This window comes from Kitasatospora cathayae (assembly GCF_027627435.1).
GTDB classification, from domain to species: Bacteria; Actinomycetota; Actinomycetes; order Streptomycetales; family Streptomycetaceae; genus Kitasatospora; species Kitasatospora cathayae.
In genome coordinates, this window is the sequence record NZ_CP115450.1 from 685660 (window position 1) to 703583 (window position 17924).

The following is a 17924-nucleotide window of genomic DNA, read 5'->3' on the forward strand; positions in this document are numbered from 1 at the left end:
TCACCAGAAGTCGGGCAGGCTGTACCGGTGGGTGTTGGTCTGGTGCCAGTAGTGGTTGCCGGCCAGCCACGCGGCCACCCCGTGCAGGAACCGCACCAGGGTCGGTACCGGACAGGCGAGGGCCAGCGCGGCCGACTCGGCCTCGAAGGCGTGCATCAGGTCGTTGTGGACCTCGACCGCCTTCAGGTAACCCTCCTTGCGCGAGACGCCCTCGCGCTCGGAGATCACCACCGGCAGGTTCAGGTGGAGCCCGGGGCCGGTGAGCTCCTTGGTGTACGAGTACAGGTCGTTGACGATCGTGGTGGCGTTGCCGGCCAGCGCGATCACCCGCTGCATGGCGGGCAGCGCGTGCAGCTCGGCGGGCAGCTCGTAGCCGCCGACGGCGTCGGTGATCGTCGGGCAGGGGCGGAAGTTGTTGAACTGGCGCATCGCCAGGTACTCCCACACCTCCGGGACGTGGTCGGTCTCGGCCCAGGCGGCCTCGGCCAGGTACCCCATGTGCAGCCGCGCCATGTCGTGCCGGAAGCGGTCCGCCTGGGAGGGCGTGGAGGCGCGGACGAAGTAGTCCATCGCGGAGCGGTACGAGCGCCGGGGCGCGTCCTCGGAGAGCGAGGCCTCCCAGGCCGGGTGGTACTCGGGGGTGGTGTGCAGCGGGTCCAGCGCGGTGTGGGCGAGCAGCAGGCGGCTGCCCAGGCCGATCGGCGAGCCGCCGAGGTCCTCGCAGTAGCAGTCGTCCACCGCGTTCTCGGCGACCATCAGGCGGGCCGCGAGCATCAGGTGGTCGACGCTCGGCGCGTCGGGGTGGCAGGCCACCATGTAGCGCCCGGTCGAGAACCCGTCGAAGTCCTTCTCCCACTCCGGCGGGTAGAGCTCGATCTCGTCGATCGCCCAGGCCTTGATCCTCTGGCTGAGCGCCTCCACCCGGACCGGGTCGGGCTCGGCGATCGGGTGGTGGTAGAGACCGGGGATCGGGTCGCCGAGCTTCGGCTTACCGCCGCTCGGCGCCGCGGCGGCGGCCGGGGCCACGGCCGCCGGGCCCGGAAAGGACGGAATCGCGAGGGACGGAATCGGGAGGGACGGACCGGGGAGAGAGGGCAACCGGACGTCCGGGACCGCCGCCTCGAACGTCGCCGCCTTGGCCGTGAGGGCCTCCAGTGCCACGACCTCGACCACCGAGGTCTCGGTCACCACGGCCTCGGCGGCCGAGACCTCGGGGGACGCGACCGCGGGGGCCGGGGCCTCCGGTGCCTGGAGCGCCGGCGCCGGAACGTTCGGACCAGGAGTCTCCGGCGCCGGGATCTGCGGCCTCAACTGCAGCCCGGCGGTGCCCAGTCCGGTGGGCCCGCGCAGGATCCGTTCGATCGCCGGGGAGCTCATGGGCCCACCGCCGGGGCGGGGGCGGGCCCGGGTGCTGTGCCCGTTCTGGTGCGCAGGGGCATGGAGCCTCCTCTGAGAGGGATCGCATGATGTGACGGATCGTCATCTCGCCCGCCGCGAAGGGGAACTCCACGCCGCGGGCCCCGTCTCGCTCGCTTCCCAACCGTAGGCGCGAAAGCGCGTTCCGGATCGCCACGGACGATCTTCTACACCCGATAGGGTGAACGTTCATGCCGACGGCGTTTGACCGTGCTCCCGTCATGCATCGGTCCACCCCGCCGCTGGGCACTCCGGCCCCGAGCCGGCGGATCCGACCTGCCCGCATGTCGCGTCAACCCGGTGAACCTCACCCATGTCCCGCTCCGACGGGCCGCGTTGTGAACTTCGCGACCCGCACCACCCTGCCCGCCCGGCTGCTGCGCGGCCCGGTCGGGCTCGGCACCGCCGCCGCCCGGCTCGGCGTGAGCGGCTAGCGCGTCCGGTTCCCCGCCAGGACTCCCGCCCGGCGGCCGACCCCGGCCGCCGGGCGGGCCTGTTCCGCCGGGCGGGCCTGTCCGGTCCACCCGCGTAAGGGGGAGAAGAATGGGCGCAGCGCCGTGAGTGGAACGGGGCCAGGAAGGAAGAGCAGCGCATGGAGAGCCAGGCCCGCAGCCGGACCGCAGTCGTCGAGGACCTCATGGAGCGCTTCCCCGACGTACCCCGCGAGGCGGTGATCAAGGAGGACCTGTTGCGCGGCGGCATGGCCTTCGACGAGTCCGCCCTCAGCGGCAGCACCGGCGCCGACGGGGGCGGCGAGGTCAAGCCGAAGTCGTACTTCATCTTCTCCTTCGACCACCGCACCCTGCCCGAGCTCGGCGCGGCCGCGCTGAACCGGCCGCCGGAGGAGATCGTGCTGACCGGCGGGCCGTACGGGCTGCGCCGCACGGTGGTGTCGGTGCGGGTCAACCCGGACTCGCCGTACCGGGTCCGCGCGGGCGAGGACGGCGCGCTCGGCCTCTACCTGGACGGCGCGCGGATCGCCGACGTCGGCCTGCCGCCGATGCCCGACTACTACCGGCACACCCTGGCGAACGGGAAGTCGGTGATGGAGGTCGCGCCGACCATCCAGTGGGGTTACCTGATCTACCTCACGGTGTTCCGGGTCTGCCAGTACTTCGGCGCCAAGGAGGAGTGCCAGTACTGCGACATCAACCACAACTGGCGCCAGCACAAGGCCGCCGGCCGCCCGTACACCGGGGTCAAGCCGGTCGAGGAGGTGCTGGAGGCGCTGGAGCTGATCGACCGGCACGACACCGCCCGGGCCTCCCAGGCGTACACCCTCACCGGCGGCGCGATCACCTCGCAGGTCGGCGGGCGGGACGAGGCCGACTTCTACGGCCAGTACGCCAAGGCCATCGAGGAGCGCTTCCCCGGCCGCTGGATCGGCAAGGTGGTCGCCCAGGCGCTGCCGCGCGAGGACGTCCAGCGCTTCCACGACTACGGGGTGCGGATCTACCACCCCAACTTCGAGGTGTGGGACAAGCGGCTGTTCGAGCTCTACTGCCCCGGCAAGGAGCGCTACGTCGGCCGGGACGAGTGGCACCGCCGGATCCTCGACTCCACCGAGGTGTTCGGCCCGGAGAACGTGATCCCCAACTTCGTGGCGGGCGTGGAGATGGCCGAGCCCTTCGGCTTCACCACGGTCGACGAGGCGATCGCCTCCACCCGGGAGGGGCTGCGCTTCTTCATGTCCCACGGCGTGGTGCCGCGCTTCACCACCTGGTGCCCCGAGCCCACCACCCCGCTGGGCAAGGCCAATCCGCAGGGCGCGCCGCTGGAGTACCACATCCGGTTGCTGCGGACCTACCGGGCCACCCTGGAGGAGTTCGGCCTCTCCTCCCCGCCCGGCTACGGTCCGGCCGGGCCGGGCAAGGCGGTGTTCTCGGTGAGCTCCTTCATGGACTCGCTGCCGGGCTGAGCCCCTGTCGCTGAATCACTGCCGCTGAACGAGCGGCGCCGCCCCCGGCGGGGATGGCGCCGCTCGTTCCGTCAACTTCCGGACAGCGGGCGGACGGTGAGGATCTGCTCGGCCCGGCCGACCGGCCCGTGCACGTCGTGCAGCACGGTGCTGGTCACGCCGTGGCCGGACGGGCCGAAGGTGACGCTGGTGTCCAGACCGGTCCACGGTCCGTCGGGGCGGCGGTGGAAGTGGATGGTCAGATCGGTGTTGGGGAACATCCACTCGGTGGGCTCCTGGCGCACGGCGATGCCGTTGGCGGTGTCGACCAGGGCGATGAAGGAGGCGTGCGGGCTGCTGGGCTCCCCCGCGACCAGCTCCAGCGGCGTGGCGATCCAGGCGGCGGCACGGCCGGGGGCGGTGTAGCGGCGGCGGACGTCGATCGAGGCGATGTAGCCGCCGCCCCACGGCCCGCTCATCGCCCACGGCTCGAACTCCTCCGGCGCGGGCAGCCGTTCGTCGTGGGTGCCGGCGACGGCGGTGGTGTCCTGCTCGGCCAGGAACCAGGCCCGGGCCCGGACCACGGCGCGGCCGCCGACCGAGGCCACCGCCTCCACCAGCTCGATGGTGCGGCCGGGGCGGACGGTCTCCACGGTGATCTCGAGCTCGTCCAAAGCGATCAGACCGAGTATGTCGTAGCTGATCCGGGCCAGGGCGAGGCCGTCGGCGGGTCGCTCCGCGGGGTCGGCCCGGTGGCGGTCGATCGCGTGGGCGATCAGGCCGCCCACCGGGCTGAAGTGCTGCTCGTCGGGGTGCCAGGCGCCCTGCGCGTGGGCGGTCGGCTTGTAGCTGTGCTCGCCGGTGCGCTGGTAGTAGCTGTCGGGCGCGGCGGTGGGGGTGGTCAAGGTGCGCTTCTCCTCGGGCCGGATCGCGGGGGGTGCCGGGCGGGCGCCGGGCTCGTGGCGGACGTCCGCGATCACGATCGTAGGAGCCCGAACGGGCCCGAAAGCTGTGATGCGCCCCACACCGCCCTCACACCCCCATACCGCCGCATCCCGTGCGGCGGTACTGGGTTCAGCGCGCGGCGCCCGGGCGCCGTCGGGGGCACCCCGATCTTCCCCGGGTCGGGGGCTGCCGCCACACTGTCGCGAGCACGAACGGAACCACCGACCCGGGGGCAGCATGGCCAAGCGGCCGAACAAGAAGCAGAAGCGACCGCTCGCCGCGGGCGTCCGCCGGCCGCCGAAGCCGGTCCGCCGGCGCCCGGGCAAGGACATCCAGCTCGCGCCGCGCACGGTGCGCCGCACGGCGCTCCTGGTCGGGCTGCTCGCGCCGCTGCTGATCATCGGACTGCTCGCGGTCGCCACCAACCCGGACTACCAGACCCCCTGCACGGTCCTCGCCGTCCTGGTACTGATGGCGGCCGTCATCGGGCTGATGCTGATCCGAAGCACCGGGTGGGTGATCTGGCCGGCCGTCTTCCTGGGCGTGCTGCTCCTGGCGATCCCCACGCCCGCCCTCCGCGCCCAGCTGATCGCGCACCGCGGGGTGCGGACCCCGGTCGTGGTCACCTCGGCGCACAGCGGCAAGGACAGGACGGCCAAGGTGAGTTGGACCTGCGGCATCCGGCGCGAGGACGGCCGTCCGCTGCCGCACGGCACCATCGGGGGCATCGGCTGCTCGGGCACCTCCATCGGCACCACCACGACGGTGCTCGCCGACCCGGCCGGCTGGGCCCCGCCGGCCACCCTGGACGACGACCTCTCCTTCGACGGCGCCGGGGTCTACGTCACGGGCGCTCTGGCCGTCCTCTGGGCCGCGCTCACCTTCGGCGCGGCGCGCCGTTCGCCGCGCGGGCGGAGTCGCCGGTAGGGCGGGTCTGACACGCCCCCTGGCGCCGGAGCTCGGACGGGTGTGCCTCCGGCCGGGCCGGGGGCGTCCCGTCGTCATTCGCCCCGGAGGCCGTCGAGCAGGGCGAGGGTGTCCTCGACCGAGCCCGCCGGGTCGGTGACCGGGTAGAGCACGCCCCGGACGGTCCGCCCGGCGTCGAGGATCAGGGTGAGCCGCTTGAGGCGCTCGACGCCGGCGGCGCGGAAGGTCGGCAGCCGAAGGGCGGCGGCGAGTTCGAGTCCGGCGTCGGAGAGCAGCGGGAACGGGATCCGCGCGTGTTCGGCGAACGCCGCCAGCTGGTCCGGGCGTTGGGTGCTGACGCCGTGGACGGCGGTGTCGCGGGCGGCGAACTCGCCCATCCGGTCGCGGTAGGTGCAGGACTCCAGGGTGCAGCCGGGCGCGCCCGGGACCTCGCCCCAGCCGGGCGGGTAGTCCAGGCCGCCCGGGGCGTAGGCGCCCGGGTAGCAGTAGAGCACCGTCCAGGCGCGGTCCGCGGCGACCGGGTCGACGCGTCCGCCGGAGGCGGCGTCGAGTTCCAGGGCGGGCAGCCGGTGGCCGGTGAGCGCCCGCACCCGGCGGGTCTCGGCGGAGTCGGGGGTGCTGGTGCCGGTGAGCGTGCCGTCGCCCAGGACGTAGCGCCCGCCCCAGTCCTGCAGGGCGACCAGCACCGGCAGCAGGCCGCGGCCGCGGTCCGTCAGGTGGTACTCGTAGCGCGGCGGGTGGGGGTGGTAGAGCCGCTTCTCCAGCACGCCGTCGGCGACCAGCGCCTTCAGCCGTCCGGTGAGCACCTTGCGGCTGATGCCGAGTCCGTCCTGCAGCGCGTCGAACTGGTGGGTGCCGCCGGCGACGTCCCTGATCAGGAGCAGCGTCCAGGTGTCCCCGACCACCGCCAGGGCCTGGGAGATCGCGCAGTCGGGGTCAGCCGCTTCCGTGTGCCGCATGATCACCCATTATAGTGAGTTCCCAAAAGGAACTCAGTCGCAGCGAAGGGGTGGACGTGACGACGGAGACGGTGGACACGACGACGGGAACGGCGGAGGGGGTACGGCCCGGCAAGCGCCGCGCCGGCGGAGCGACGGCCTTCTGGCGCTACTGGACGGCCTCGACGGTCAGCCGACTCGGGGACCAGGTGACCGCGGTGGCGCTCCCGCTGATCGCGGTCGTCACCCTGCACGCCTCGGCCCTCGAGGTCGGCCTGATCACCGGCGCCGCCTACGTCGCCTGGCTGCTGATCGGACTGCCGGCCGGTGTCCTGGTCCAGCGCCTCCCGCTGCGCGGCACCCAGGTGGCGATGGACCTGATCCGCGCGGCCGCCGTCGCCTCGATCCCGCTGGCGGCCGCCCTCGGGGTGCTGGGGCTGCCGCAACTCGTCGTGGTGGCACTGCTGGTCGGCTTCGCGAGCGTCCTGTTCGACGTCGGCAACTCCACCTTCCTGCCCACCGTCGTCCCCAAGGAGCAGCTGACCGCCCGCAACAGCCTGGTCTCCGGCAGCATCGCGGCCACCGACCTGGCCGGGCCCTCACTGGGCGGCGTACTGGTGCAGCTCGTCGGCGGCGCGGCCTCGATGCTGCTGGACTCGGTCAGCTACCTGGCCTCGGCGGCGCTGCTCGGCAGCCTCCCGCAGGCCGAGCAGCCGGCCGCCAGGCCGACCGGCGGCGCCGGGATGCGCGAGCAGATCCGCGAGGGCTGGCGGTTCGTCGCCCGGCACCCGGTGATCCGGCCCTGCGTCGCCGACGCCACCGCCCTCAACTTCGTCTGCGGCGGCCTGATGACGCTCACCCCGGTCTTCCTGGTCCGCACCCTCGACGCCCCGGCCGCCACCGTGGGCGCCCTGATGGCCACCGGCGGCCTCGGCAGCCTGCTCGGCGCGGCCGCCACGCCCCGCCTGGTGCGGCGGCTTGGTGGCGGGCCCGCGCTGCGCTGGGCGGCCGTGGTCTCCACCGTCTTCGCCCTGCTGCTCCCGGCGGCCGGATCCGGCTGGGGCACGCTGGTCTTCGCCCTCGGCAACGCCGGGTTCTCGGCCGGAGTCGTGGTCTCCAGCATCGTGACCCGCACCCACCGGCAGACCCAGACCCCGCCGGAGCTGCTCCCCCGGGTGATGGCCACGGTCCGCTTCGTCTCCTGGGGCGCCATCCCGGTCGGCGCCCTCGCCGCCGGCGCCGCCGCGGCGGCCTGGGGGCCGCGCACGGCGCTGCTGCTGGTCGCGATCGTCAGCGCGGCGAGCCCGGTGATCCTGCTGGCCAGCCCGATCCGCCGGATGCGCGAGCTGGCCTGAGTCCTGCGCCCGGCCGCCGGCCGGCACCCGCGCTGACCGGGCGTCCGTGCCCGGGGCCGTGGCCGTGGCGCCTGAGGGGCACGGGGCAGCCGGTCGGCCCGGTCCCGTTCCCGGATCCGTCCCAGGGCGGCGACGAGCTGCTGGCTCCACGAACCCGCGCGGTACGCCGCCGGAGCTCGGCGTGGGGCGGCAGCCGGTGTCACAGGTCTTGGGCCGCCAGGCCGAGGTGCTCCTGCCAGGCCTGCCGTCCGGCTTCGGTCACCGCGAGAGCGCGGCCGGTGTCGACCCGGGTCAGCCAGCCGGCGGTGAGCGCGTGGGCGCACAGCGCGGCCCCCGCCGCGCCGCCCAGGTGGGGGCGGCGCTCGGTCCAGTCCAGGCAGGCCCGCACCGGCGGGCGCCGCGGGTCCGCCGGGCAGCTCGATGCCGAGCCCGGCCGGCCAGGCCCGGCCCTCCGGTGTGAGTCCTGGCTCCGGGCCCCAGTCCAGCAGGCCGCGCCCGGCCATCGCGTCGGTGACGGCCAGGCCGAAGGCGTCGGCCAGGTGGTCGTGGCACAGCCGCGCCCGCGCCAGGGCGTGCCTGCGTCCGGAGGCCGCGAGCGTGCGCGGCGGGGCGGCCTGCCGCAGATGGACGACGCCCGGCGAGATCCCGTGCGATCCGCCGGGCACCAGCCGGGTGTTCCTGACCGAGCGGCTTGCGGAGCGCTAGAGACCGCTCGGCCAGTTGTAGCCGCTCGGCACCGTGACGGCGGCGTTCTCGGCCTCCGTGCCGTAGACCAGGGCGATCTCGTCGTGGGCGTTCAGCCGGATCGCCGCCGGGTCGCCGCTCACCGCCTTGCCGTTGACGTACGCGGTCAGGGTGTGGGTGGCGTCGGTGCGCAGCCCGCCGAGGTGGTCGGCGGAGGTGGAGACCTGCCACTCGGTCAGGAACTGGCCCAGGCTGAACTCGGCGGTCACCGGCGACTCGACGTGGATGACGCCGGTGGTGTCGTGGGTGTGCAGCGGGCTGATCCTCTGGGCGCTCTCGTCGATGCCCACCAGCGCGGGCACCGTCACGGCCCGTCCGTCGGCGTAGACGTCGAGGTGGGCGTGGATGTGCTCGGCCGTGCCCTCGGCGCCGAGCATCGGCAGGCCGGCGGCCTTCACGGCGGCGGCGACGTCGGCGGGGGCGTCCCAGGGCGGCGGGGTGGTCCGGCCCTCGGCGGTGGTCCGCGGCTGCGCCGGGACGCCGCTGGGCGCGGAGGAGCCCTGGTTGGTGGCGATCACGACGGCGATCCCGCCGACCACGACGAGCACGAGCAGGCCGATCACTGCGCCCACCAGCCACCGCCGGGCCCGCGCGTGACGGGCCTCCGCGGCCCGGAGCGCGGCAACGCGGGCCTGCCGTCCGGCCGGCCCGGGCTTCTGCGCTGACATGGGTGCGGGCCTCCTCGGTCGAGGTAGCTTCCCCTTCAGCCTGGCAGAGTCCGCCGCTCCCAGCGCGCCGAGCCCGGTGGGGCCACGTACGAGCACTCCACGGTCACCGCGGGTGATCGGAAGGGTCGGCCCCGGCTCCCCGGTGGGGAACCGGGGCCGGACCTCGGTCAGCGCTGGCCCGGGTAGCCCTGCTGGCCCGGCTGGCCCGGGTAGGGCACGTTCGGGACCTGCGGCGGGTACGGCTGGGCCGGCGGCGGCACCTGGGCGCCCGGCTGCGCCGGGTACGGCTGGGCCGGCGGGTAGGCCTGGGGCGCCGCCGGGTACGGCTGCCCGTGCGGGGCCGCCTGCGGGGCCGGGTACGGCTGCTGCGGCGGGTACGGCTGGCCCTGCGGCGCGCCGTAGCCCTGCTGCTGCGGGATCCCCGGCTGACCCGGCATCGGCTGGCCGGGCATGGCCTGGCCGGGCATCGGCTGCCCCGGCATCGGGTAGCCCTGGCCCTGCGGGGTGTCGAACGGCTGCGAGCTCGGGTCGATCGACCCGGGCGGGAAGGCGGCGCTCAGCTGGTCCATCTCGGCGCGCCAGATGCGGTGGATGTTCAGGCGCGTCGGGCTGCTGTTGCCGGGCATCTGGACGTACATCGAGCTCCAGATGCTGGCCCGCTTGACCCGGTTGACCGGGAAGGCGTGCCGCGGGAAGGCCGCGACGACGTCGCCGGGGCGGTTGTTCCAGCGGTTGGCCGAGTTGATCACCACGTGGCTGTTGGTGAGCGTCAGGAAGTAGTACCTGCGGGTCAGCACGATGATCAGGCCGACGAGCGGAATCTCACCGAGCGCCGCGGCGAGCCAGGGGCTGGGCCCGCTCTCCGCGTGCACGCAGGCGATGAAGGTCTCGCCGGGAGGCGCCACCTGCGAGAGCTTCTCGATGACCTGGGCCTTCTGCTTGGCCCGGAGGAATGCCATGTCTTCTGTACCTCTTACCCCGTCGTGTCCGCCGACTCGGTGTGGCGGGAAATCGGCTGAGGTTAGCAGGTGGTGATGACACTTCGAACACCGCCGTCCCCGTGGAATCGGGCGCCCCGCCGGTCCGGCGCCCGCCGGGGCCAAGTCGGCACACGGAGCGTCCAACGGCGGCCTGGTCCTGGGGCGTTCGGAGCGGCCGTACGGGTCATGACCGGCCGACTGCCGCTCAGCACTCGGCGGCGGCACCGGTCTCCACCGTGCCGGTGGCGGAGCTGTTCCTCCTGTCCCGGCGACTTCGTGCGCGGGGCCGACTCCGGCTCGTCCAAGGGGTGGTCCGGTCGGCCCGGTGGGGTGGAATCCGGCCAAAGGGTCACCATCTCGGACAGATCTGTTAAAGCCGGGGTCAAAAAATCGTGTGCATCCTTGCTGACACTGTGCTCCCATGTGTACGCGCTGCGGTGCACTTCGCCGCAGGGGGAGGGATCGGCCTGGCCCGTTTCGGTCAGGCCCCGTCACACAGGAGATGCACCATCAACACCGCCATCCGCAAGGCCGCGCGCGGTGCGCTGCCCGTCGCGGTCACCGCCTCCGTCCTCGCCGCCGGCCTCACCGCCTGCGGCACCGCCGAGCAGATCTCGGCCGGCCAGAAGGTCTCCAAGGCCTTCGGCAGGATCGGTGACAGCAAGTCGGCCGGCTTCACGCTCTCCGTGGACGCCACCCCCGAACAGATCGTCGCCTTCACCAAGGAGAGCGGCGACGAGGCCGTCGACGAGCAGAGCGCGAAGGGGCTGTCCGGCCTCTCCATAGCCGTGTCGGTCTCCGCCGACAAGCCGCTCAAGGACGTCGAGGCCTTCAAGAACGCGGGCGCGAGCGACCAGAAGGACGTCACGCTCGACAAGTCGGTGCGCGTCTCCTACCGCATCGCGGACAAGAAGGGCACCCCGCTGCTCGAGTACCGCCAGGCCGAGGCCACCGGGTACCTGCGCATCGACCTGAAGAGCGTGCTCAAGCTCACCGGTCAGGACCCGTCCGAGGCCGACTCCGTCACCAAGGACCTTCCCCCCGGCACGGACCCCGCCAAGAGCCTGCTGAGCGGCGACTGGACCTCCTTCGACCTCCAGGAACTCGCCAACGAGGCCAAGAAGAACGACGGCGCCAAGGGCGGCGAGCCGGAGGCCCTGCCCTCGGTCGACCCGCAGGCCGGCAAGGAGCTCCTCGACTCGCTGAAGGACGTCTTCAACCGGACGGTCACCTTCGAGGACAAGGGCAAGAAGGACGGCACCGAGCACATCTGGATGAGCGCCCCGGCCCGCCAGGCCGTGGACGAGCTGTACAAGGCCCTCAAGCCACTCTCCACCAAGTTCCCGCAGCAGTTCAAGAAGTTCCCGACCGAGGCTCCGAGCAACGTCCCGGACCGCAAGGTGGGCGCCGACCTCTACCTGAAGGACGGCTCGCTCTCCTCGGCGAGCTTCGACCTGGCGCAGCTGGCGAAGGAGGTGGACCCGGGCGTCAGCTTCCCGGTGAAGCTGACCTTCGACCAGGAGACGCCGAAGGTCGAGGTCCCGTCGCCGGTGCCGAACAAGATGACCACCGAGGACCTCATGAAGAGCTTCTTCTTGCTGGCCGCCGGCGGCGACAGCTCCGACCTCGGTGACGAGACCGCGCCGGGCGCCGTCCCGTCGGTCAGCACCGACGCCGCGCCGCTGACCGACGTCCAGCTCAAGGAGCTGGCCGCGCTCGGCCTGCCGGAGGCCCAGGCGCTCAACAAGGTCGGCATGAGCTTCGACGACCTCAAGTCGATCGCCCACGAAAAGTGATCCCCTCCTGACGTCCATGCGCACCGACCGGCCGACCGCCTCCGTGGTCGGCCGGTCGCGTTCGGTCAACTCCGGCTGCGCAGGCTGACCTTGGCCCGTTCGGGCATCGGCGCCTCCGGGTCGCCGGCCACCCGGACCGCCTCCATCGCCGCGAGTTCGCTGGGCACCCGGCTACGCGCGCCCAGGCCGAGGATGCCGCCCTCCTCGTTGGCGTCGGCGACCACGGTGGCGATCTCCAGCAGGAAGACGCGGAACCCGTCGAGTTCGTCCGGCGCCCGCTCCGCGACGATCCGGGCGGCGGCCCGGATCGTCTCCAGCGCCGGCTCGCGGTACTCGGCGTAGCGGGTGTCGGGGCGCAGCCCGGTGTCGAAGGTAGAGGCGGCCGCGAGCTCCCGGACGAAGCGTCGCGGGTGGGTGGTGCCCGCCTCGCGCAGCAGCTTGACGATCGCGATGATCTCCTCCGGATCGGCGACGCCCTCGGCCAGGGCGACCAGCACACCGGAGGCCATCAGTGCCCGGCCGAGCACCGCCCACTCCTCGGGGGTGAAGTCCAACTCCCCCACGCCGTCGGTGATCCGGCCGATCCGCACCACCTGGAAGCCGACGTCGGCCAGCACGGCGGGAATCCGGCGCACCGACTCCACCGTTCGGGCCCGGGCCCGGTCGGACAGCTCCTCCCAGGGCAGGAACTCCGCCCGGCCGTCCCGCTGGCCGGGGAGGACCGCCTCCGGTTCGGCGCCCGTTCCGTAGCGGTGCTCGTGCTCGTGCTCCAGCCGGGCCAGCACCTCGGTCTCCTCCTCGGTGAAGTCCTCGAAGCCGCCGACGGCCTCGGGGGCCACCTGCTCGGAGGTGGGCACCATCAGGCAGCCGACCGCGGCGAGGCGTTCGCCGAGTTGCCGGGCCTGGCGCCGGTTGGCCGACCGCAGTTCCTCGGGCAGTTCCTCCCAGGGCAGCAGGGTCGGCCGGCTGCCCGGCTCCTCGCCGTCCTCCACCGCGGCCGTGAGCCGGCTCTGGTGGATGGCCCGGGCCAGGTGCCGGGTGACCTGGGCGCTGGTGTAGTCGGCCAGGCTCTCGATGACCTTGCCCTGCGCCTCCAGCCGGGCCTTCATCCGGCCGCACTCGTGCAGTACGGCCTCGGCGTCCAACAGGGTCTGCTCGGCGCGGCGGTCGCCGGCCTTTCCCAGCACGTCCTGGCCGACCATGATGACGATCATGAAGATCAGCTGGGCCAGGGTGGAGAGGAAGCTCATGAAGGCGAACGGGTAGGGGTCGAAGGTCTGCAGCCCCAGCCGGGACAGGCCGATCCACACCACCTGCGTCCCGGCCGCCAGGTAGAAGGCCCACATGCTGCCCAGCCGCCCGGTCAGCCAGGCGGCGATCCGCCCGTTGACCCCGGTGGCCTGGTCCAGCGCCTGCGGCGGCGGCTGCACCCGGTGCCGCTCGATCCACGGGTGGCCGCTGGTCTCCAGCAGGCTGACGCCACGGCCAAGTGCCCGGTCGTGGCGGTCGAGGTGTGCCTGGAGGTCGGCGACCCTGGCGAAGATCGCCTCGGCGTTCTCGTAGGTCTGCACCGACCGGCGGTCGGCGGCCTGGCCCAGCACCCGCTGGCCGACCAGGATCGCCAGGCAGAGCACCAGTTGGACCACGTTGTCGAGGAACAGCAGGAACCCGAAGGGGTACGGGTCGACGGCGTGCAGCGGCCCCCAGGTCGCCAGCGCCATCCAGCCGCCGACCAGCGCCAGGGCGACGTACAGGGCGGGCATCGACCCCACCGCCCTGGTCAGCGCGGCGGCGAACGCGCCGTTCAGCCCGACCTGTTGGTCCGCCATCGCCACCGGCTGCTGCCGCGGCTGGTCGATCCCCGTACCGGCTTCCCGCACGCCCGCTCCTCACGCTCGCTTCCGGCGCCACCGCCGGAGTCGTGTTCATGATGACAGCGGGTGCCGGACGGCGGGTCGCCGAGCGCTTTTCCTGACGTCATGTCAACGCCCGCTCCGTTCGCGGCGCGTGCAGCTCGACCCGGCCGCGGCGCAGATGGCTACGGTGGCCGTCGGCGAACTCCACCCGCAGGCTGCGGTCCGCCGGGGCGGCCACGACGACGGCGCTCTCGACCGCACCGAAGGAGGAGTCGCGGTAGACCCACACCTGGTCGCCGACGTGGAACTCCGATGTCTCGGACACGATCACCGCACTCACCTCCGCTCCTCCGCTCCGGAACGCTCACCTGTGTGTACGGGCGGGAGCGCCGGCGGACTCAGTGGGTGCGCAACTGCGTCGGGGCGGTGATGGTCGGCAGGTCGGCCGGTTCCCCACCCCGTTCCACCGGCGTGCCGTCGGAGTGGCGGGAGCACTCGGTGCCGGCCGCGACCGCGAGGGTGTGGTCCACGCGGTTGTAGCTGATCGAGACCGTCTCGGCGAGGGAGCCCGGACCGGTGGCCGGCGGCGTCAGCGACAGGCCGGGGACGAGGGCGGAGTCGTCGACGGCGGCGACCGTCCAGCCCTGGCCGGTCAGGGTCTGGCGGGCCCGCCGCGGGGCCTCCCGCCACTGCGGCGGGGCGATCCCCGCGAGGGCGCAGCGGGCGCCGAGGACGGCCGTGCGGGACTGGCCGGTGCCGCCGCCGTCCAGACCAGGCCCGGGGCAGCCCGTCCGCCAGCGTCGCGGCCGAGTGGTAGCCGACCGCGCCGAGCACCATCGCCCCGGCGGCCGCGGTGGGCATTCCGATCCGCACGGACGCCCGGCGGCCCTGCCAGGTCTTCGTCATGATCGACATCGTCCACCGCCGCGCCGATCCGCCGCCTGAGTACGGCTACTCAGACGGCGGCGTGAGCGGGCTCAGGCGTGGGCGGACCCAGTCGTGCTCGGGCTCAGGCGTGGGCGGCGGCGCACTCCGGGTGGCCCCAGCTGCTGCCCACCTTGGTGATCTTGTCACCCTTGGCGTACGGGCGGCTGCACGGGCAGGTGCCGGGGAAGCGGGCGTTCAGGGTGCGCGAGCCGCCGCTGCGCTTGGCGGCGCCGCCGGTGCCGGAGGAGGTGGCGGCCGAGCGGGTGGGACGCGCCTTGGGGGCCATCACGGCGGCGGCCGGGTCGGGCACCGGCAGGTCGGCGGCCGTGCCGGCGGCGGCCCGCTGGGTGCGGGCGGCGTCGCTGGCGGCCTTGTCGGCGATGGCGTTCAGCGGGTCGCCGTCCACCTGGTGGGCGGGAACGTACACGAAGGTGACGTCCCGGCCCTCCAGGAGTTCGTCGATCCGTTGGATCAGTTCGCGGTTGGCCACCGGCTTGCCCGCGGCCGTCTTCCAGCCGTTGCGCTTCCAGCCCTTGAGCCACTTGGTGACCGAGTCGCGGGTGTAGGTGCTGTCGAGCCGGACCTCCAGCGGGACGGCCGGGTCGGTGGCGGACAGCAGCTGCTGAAGCGCCGTCAGCTCGCCGACGTTGTTGGTGCTGTGCCCGAGCGGCCCGGCCTCCCAGCGCTGGGGCACCCCGGCGCCGTCCGCCACCACGTAGGCCCAGGCCGCCGGACCCGGGTTGCCCTTGGCTGCTCCGTCACACGCTGCAATGACTCGTTCGACCATGCCCCCGATCATGCCTGGTCAGGGGGCGCGGAGCCAAAGCGGTCAGTTTCCGCAGCAGGGGCAGCAGCGGCGCGGCGGACCAGCTGAAGTCGGTGGAGTTGCGACCCCGGCCGGTCAGCGGGTCGTGCTTCTCCCGCGGCCCGGTAGGCGCCTACCGGACGTACTGTTCGACCAGGTCGGCGCCCCGGGCCGCTCCCCCACCCCGCCGGACGGCCCGGCGCATCTCCGCGAGATCGGCACGCACCACCGGGTCCGCGGCGACCCTGCTGATCGCCGCCCACAGTGCCTCCGGGCTCACCGGCTCCGCGTCGTCCAGGCGTTCGCCCAGCCCGAGCTCCACCAGCCGCCCTGCGTTGGCCGCCTGCTCGGGCGTCCGGGGGACGGCGACGATGCCGACCCCGTAAGTCAGCGCCTCCATCACCGAGTTCATCCCGGCGTGGGACACGAAGGCGGTGGCCCGGCGGAGCACCGCGAGCTGCGGGAACCGCGACCGCACCTCCACCCACCCCGGGACGGCACCCAGTACCGCGCGCTCCGCCCCGCCCACGCTCATCGCCACCTGCCACGACCGGTCGGCGACGGCGGCCGCGCACGCCCGGTAGAAGTCCGGGTGGCCGTCGACCACGGTGCCCAGTGACACGTACAGCAGTGGCGCGTCGGGGTCGCGCGGTGACCACTCCTCGACCCGCTCCCGCGATCCCGTCGACGGGCCCAGGAAGTGGAAGCGCCCGTCGAAGCTGTCGGCGGCCGGCTGGAACTCCCGGGGGACGAACACCAGGTTGAGCCCGTCCACCACCGTCATGGTGTCGGCGAGGCCGAGCGGGACGCCGTACTCGGTGGCGAAGGCGGCGCAGTCGGCGGCGAGCGAGGCCACTGCCGGATCGTCGGCGTCGATCCCCCCGGTCAACTGCCGGTCCAGCGAGTACGTCTCGTTGGAGGCGAGGTGGGGGAAGCACTGCACCCCGGGAATGCCCAGGCTCCGGGCGGCGATCCGGCCCGGCCAGTTCGTCGTGTCGTAACAGATCGCGTCCACCCGCTCCGACCCACAGTGCCTCCGCAGCACCGGGTACGTCGCGCTCAGCGCCGCGAAGTAGTGGCGCAACCAGCCGGCCACCGCCGCCGGACCGATCACCGGCGGCGGCGTGAACGGCGGCGGCGACGGCAGCTCCAACCACCGCGCGCCGGCCCCGGTGACGGCGGCGGCATGACCCGCCTCGGTGGCGTACACCACCTGGTGCCCGCGCCGCACGAGCTCCTCGACCAGCGGCAGCATCGGGTTGATGTGCCCGTGCCCGGTCAGGGTCACGAAGAGCAGATTCTTCCTCAGCACGGCTGGCACCCTGCCAGGAGCGGGGACGCGACGCCACCGGATTCCGCCCAGCTGCTGTGCTCAGTCCAGGACTTGGCGGTTGGCGCCGGAGTCGGAGTCGGAGACGGAAATCCGGTGGAGGCCCGCGAACGGCGCCGGATAGCGTCCGGGCCTCGATGACTGGCGGGGCCACCGTCCTGGATGTGGCGCTGGACGAGATCGTCATCGAGACCTTCTTCCCGGGGACCGGGCCGCGGCGGCGTTGTTCCGGGCGGCGACCTCGTAACGTGGTCAGGCCACCACGGGAATGCCGTCCGGCCGTCCGGCGAGCAGTGCCGCGATGTGATCCGCGCAGCGCAGGGCCGCCTCGGCCATGGCGCTCCTGGTCATTCCGGCGACGTGCGGGGTGAGCAGGGCGTTGGGCAGGCCGAACAGCGGTGAGGCGAAGGCGGCGTGCTCGTGGGCGAAGGTGTCGACGGCGGCCGCCGCCGGTGTCCGGGCCGGGTCGTGCAGGGCGTCGGCGAGCGCCTGTTCGTCGACGATGCCGCCCCGGGAGGTGTTCAGCAGGATCGACCCGGGCCGCATCCGCGCGAGTTCCGCCCGCCCGATCAGCCCTTCGGTCTGCGGGGTGAGCGGGAGGTGCAGCGACACCACGTCGCTGGTGGCGAGCAGGGCGTCGAGGGATTCGACCCGGCGCACCGGCGGGTGGGTCGGGCGCCGCGCGTAGCCCTGGACGGTCATGCCCAGCGCCGTGGCCCGTTCCGCCAGCGCGAGGCCGATCCGCCCCAGCCCGACGATGCCCAGGGTGAGTTCGGACAGCTCGACTGCGGGGGCCGTCGGTGCGCTCCAACGGCCTTGGTGTGCAGCGTCGTTGTAGGGAGCCAGGCGCCGGGTCAGGGCAAGCAGCTGGGCCAGGGCGAACTCCGCGACGGCGTTCGCGTTGGAACCGGGCGTGTGGGTGACGGTGACCCCGTGGCGGGCGGCGGCGGCCTGGTCGACGTGGTCGGTGCCCGCCCCGGCCCGTCCGACCACCCGCAGCCGGTGGGCCAGCGCACGATCGGTCGCCGCCTCGAGCAGCGCGGCGCGCAGCGGAGCGCTCGCCCGGGACTTGACGGCGTCGTACCCGCGGCCGCCCCGCACCACCTCCTCGATCAGCGCCGCCTCGTCGAACAGGTCGACGTCGGTGAACTCCACCCGGTCCGCCCACCGGTCGACCGCCGCCCCCGCCCGGTCCCCCAACCGGCGCAGGTTCAGCGTGACGGCGAGCCCGTGCCCGACCAGCCGCTCCAGCTCACGATCGAGCAGCTCCCCCGGAGCCGCGTCCAACATCAGGACCCGCTTCCGCTCCACGCCCGCCCCTCACTCCGCCGGGATCAACC

Annotated in this window: 16 protein-coding genes; 4 read left to right on the forward strand and 12 right to left on the reverse strand. The window is 73.5% G+C overall.

Translation table 11 applies throughout. The features are described from left to right. Positions 1 to 1377, reverse strand: a complete 1377-nt coding sequence (locus O1G21_RS03200) for a family 2 encapsulin nanocompartment cargo protein terpene cyclase (RefSeq protein ID WP_270140539.1) — start codon at positions 1375 to 1377, stop codon at positions 1 to 3. 631 nt (positions 1378 to 2008) lie between these two features. On the opposite strand from O1G21_RS03200, the gene O1G21_RS03205 reads away from it, so the two are divergent. Beyond that, positions 2009 to 3334 carry a radical SAM protein gene (locus O1G21_RS03205; RefSeq protein WP_270140541.1) on the forward strand — a complete coding sequence of 442 codons (1326 nt, stop codon included), beginning with the start codon at positions 2009 to 2011 and terminating at the stop codon, positions 3332 to 3334. A gap of 71 nt (positions 3335 to 3405) precedes the next feature. On the opposite strand, the gene O1G21_RS03210 is transcribed toward O1G21_RS03205, so the two are convergent. After that, complete coding sequence (locus O1G21_RS03210) at positions 3406 to 4218, reverse strand: thioesterase family protein (protein ID WP_270140543.1); 813 nt, start codon at positions 4216 to 4218, stop codon at positions 3406 to 3408. A 277-nt stretch (positions 4219 to 4495) separates the two neighbouring features. On the opposite strand from O1G21_RS03210, the gene O1G21_RS03215 reads away from it, so the two are divergent. Continuing rightward, positions 4496 to 5185 carry a hypothetical protein gene (locus tag O1G21_RS03215; protein WP_270140544.1) on the forward strand — a complete coding sequence of 230 codons (690 nt, stop codon included), beginning with the start codon at positions 4496 to 4498 and terminating at the stop codon, positions 5183 to 5185. Positions 5186 to 5259: 74 nt separating this feature from the next. Here the strand turns inward: O1G21_RS03215 and O1G21_RS03220 are convergent, their stop codons facing one another. Continuing rightward, positions 5260 to 6144, reverse strand: a complete 885-nt coding sequence (locus tag O1G21_RS03220) for a winged helix-turn-helix transcriptional regulator (protein WP_270140546.1) — start codon at positions 6142 to 6144, stop codon at positions 5260 to 5262. A 56-nt stretch (positions 6145 to 6200) separates the two neighbouring features. Here O1G21_RS03220 and O1G21_RS03225 point away from each other — a divergent pair, with 56 nt between their 5' ends. Continuing rightward, the gene (locus O1G21_RS03225; protein ID WP_270140547.1) at positions 6201 to 7478 is read left to right on the forward strand and encodes an MFS transporter; all 1278 of its coding nucleotides are present in this window, start codon (positions 6201 to 6203) and stop codon (positions 7476 to 7478) included. A 199-nt stretch (positions 7479 to 7677) separates the two neighbouring features. Here the strand turns inward: O1G21_RS03225 and O1G21_RS41670 are convergent, their stop codons facing one another. The 3 genes from O1G21_RS41670 to O1G21_RS03240 all read right to left on the reverse strand — a co-directional run bounded on the left by O1G21_RS41670 (position 7678) and on the right by O1G21_RS03240 (position 9849). After that, positions 7678 to 7866 carry a hypothetical protein gene (locus O1G21_RS41670; protein WP_405000580.1) on the reverse strand — a complete coding sequence of 63 codons (189 nt, stop codon included), beginning with the start codon at positions 7864 to 7866 and terminating at the stop codon, positions 7678 to 7680. A gap of 313 nt (positions 7867 to 8179) precedes the next feature. Next, the gene (locus O1G21_RS03235) at positions 8180 to 8890 is read right to left on the reverse strand and encodes a hypothetical protein (RefSeq protein ID WP_270140549.1); all 711 of its coding nucleotides are present in this window, start codon (positions 8888 to 8890) and stop codon (positions 8180 to 8182) included. Positions 8891 to 9057: 167 nt separating this feature from the next. Further along, positions 9058 to 9849 carry a hypothetical protein gene (locus O1G21_RS03240; protein ID WP_270140551.1) on the reverse strand — a complete coding sequence of 264 codons (792 nt, stop codon included), beginning with the start codon at positions 9847 to 9849 and terminating at the stop codon, positions 9058 to 9060. Between the two features lie 458 nt (positions 9850 to 10307). Between O1G21_RS03240 and O1G21_RS03245 the strand changes: the two genes are divergently transcribed. Further along, positions 10308 to 11666, forward strand: a complete 1359-nt coding sequence (locus O1G21_RS03245; RefSeq protein ID WP_270140553.1) for a hypothetical protein — start codon at positions 10308 to 10310, stop codon at positions 11664 to 11666. 65 nt (positions 11667 to 11731) lie between these two features. Here the strand turns inward: O1G21_RS03245 and O1G21_RS03250 are convergent, their stop codons facing one another. From O1G21_RS03250 to O1G21_RS03275, 6 genes are all read right to left on the reverse strand, one after another. After that, positions 11732 to 13546 carry a DUF1003 domain-containing protein gene (locus O1G21_RS03250; RefSeq protein WP_270140554.1) on the reverse strand — a complete coding sequence of 605 codons (1815 nt, stop codon included), beginning with the start codon at positions 13544 to 13546 and terminating at the stop codon, positions 11732 to 11734. Positions 13547 to 13643: 97 nt separating this feature from the next. Continuing rightward, positions 13644 to 13862, reverse strand: coding sequence for a hypothetical protein (locus O1G21_RS03255; protein WP_270140555.1), 219 nt, complete (start codon positions 13860 to 13862; stop codon positions 13644 to 13646). A gap of 58 nt (positions 13863 to 13920) precedes the next feature. After that, complete coding sequence (locus O1G21_RS03260) at positions 13921 to 14052, reverse strand: hypothetical protein (protein ID WP_270140557.1); 132 nt, start codon at positions 14050 to 14052, stop codon at positions 13921 to 13923. A 479-nt stretch (positions 14053 to 14531) separates the two neighbouring features. Further along, positions 14532 to 15248, reverse strand: coding sequence for a ribonuclease H family protein (locus O1G21_RS03265; protein WP_270140558.1), 717 nt, complete (start codon positions 15246 to 15248; stop codon positions 14532 to 14534). 139 nt (positions 15249 to 15387) lie between these two features. After that, positions 15388 to 16566 (reverse strand): macrolide family glycosyltransferase, encoded by a 1179-nt coding sequence (locus O1G21_RS03270; RefSeq protein WP_270140559.1) that lies wholly within the window; start codon positions 16564 to 16566, stop codon positions 15388 to 15390. Between the two features lie 270 nt (positions 16567 to 16836). After that, a complete protein-coding gene (locus O1G21_RS03275) occupies positions 16837 to 17895 on the reverse strand; it encodes an NAD(P)-dependent oxidoreductase (RefSeq protein ID WP_270140560.1) in 1059 nt (352 codons plus the stop codon). Between the last annotated feature and the right edge of the window lie 29 nt (positions 17896 to 17924).

Excerpts from the sequence above, each read along its gene's own strand:
- O1G21_RS03205 (WP_270140541.1), top strand. The coding sequence starts at position 2,009 with ATGGAGAGCCAGGCCCGCAGCCGGACCGCAGTCGTCGAGGACCTCATG.
- O1G21_RS03200 (WP_270140539.1), bottom strand. The coding sequence starts at position 1,377 with ATGAGCTCCCCGGCGATCGAACGGATCCTGCGCGGGCCCACCGGACTG.
- O1G21_RS03235 (WP_270140549.1), bottom strand. The coding sequence starts at position 8,890 with ATGTCAGCGCAGAAGCCCGGGCCGGCCGGACGGCAGGCCCGCGTTGCC.
- O1G21_RS03240 (WP_270140551.1), bottom strand. The coding sequence starts at position 9,849 with ATGGCATTCCTCCGGGCCAAGCAGAAGGCCCAGGTCATCGAGAAGCTC.
- O1G21_RS03220 (WP_270140546.1), bottom strand. The coding sequence starts at position 6,144 with ATGCGGCACACGGAAGCGGCTGACCCCGACTGCGCGATCTCCCAGGCC.
- O1G21_RS03265 (WP_270140558.1), bottom strand. The coding sequence starts at position 15,248 with ATGATCGGGGGCATGGTCGAACGAGTCATTGCAGCGTGTGACGGAGCA.
- O1G21_RS03215 (WP_270140544.1), top strand. The coding sequence starts at position 4,496 with ATGGCCAAGCGGCCGAACAAGAAGCAGAAGCGACCGCTCGCCGCGGGC.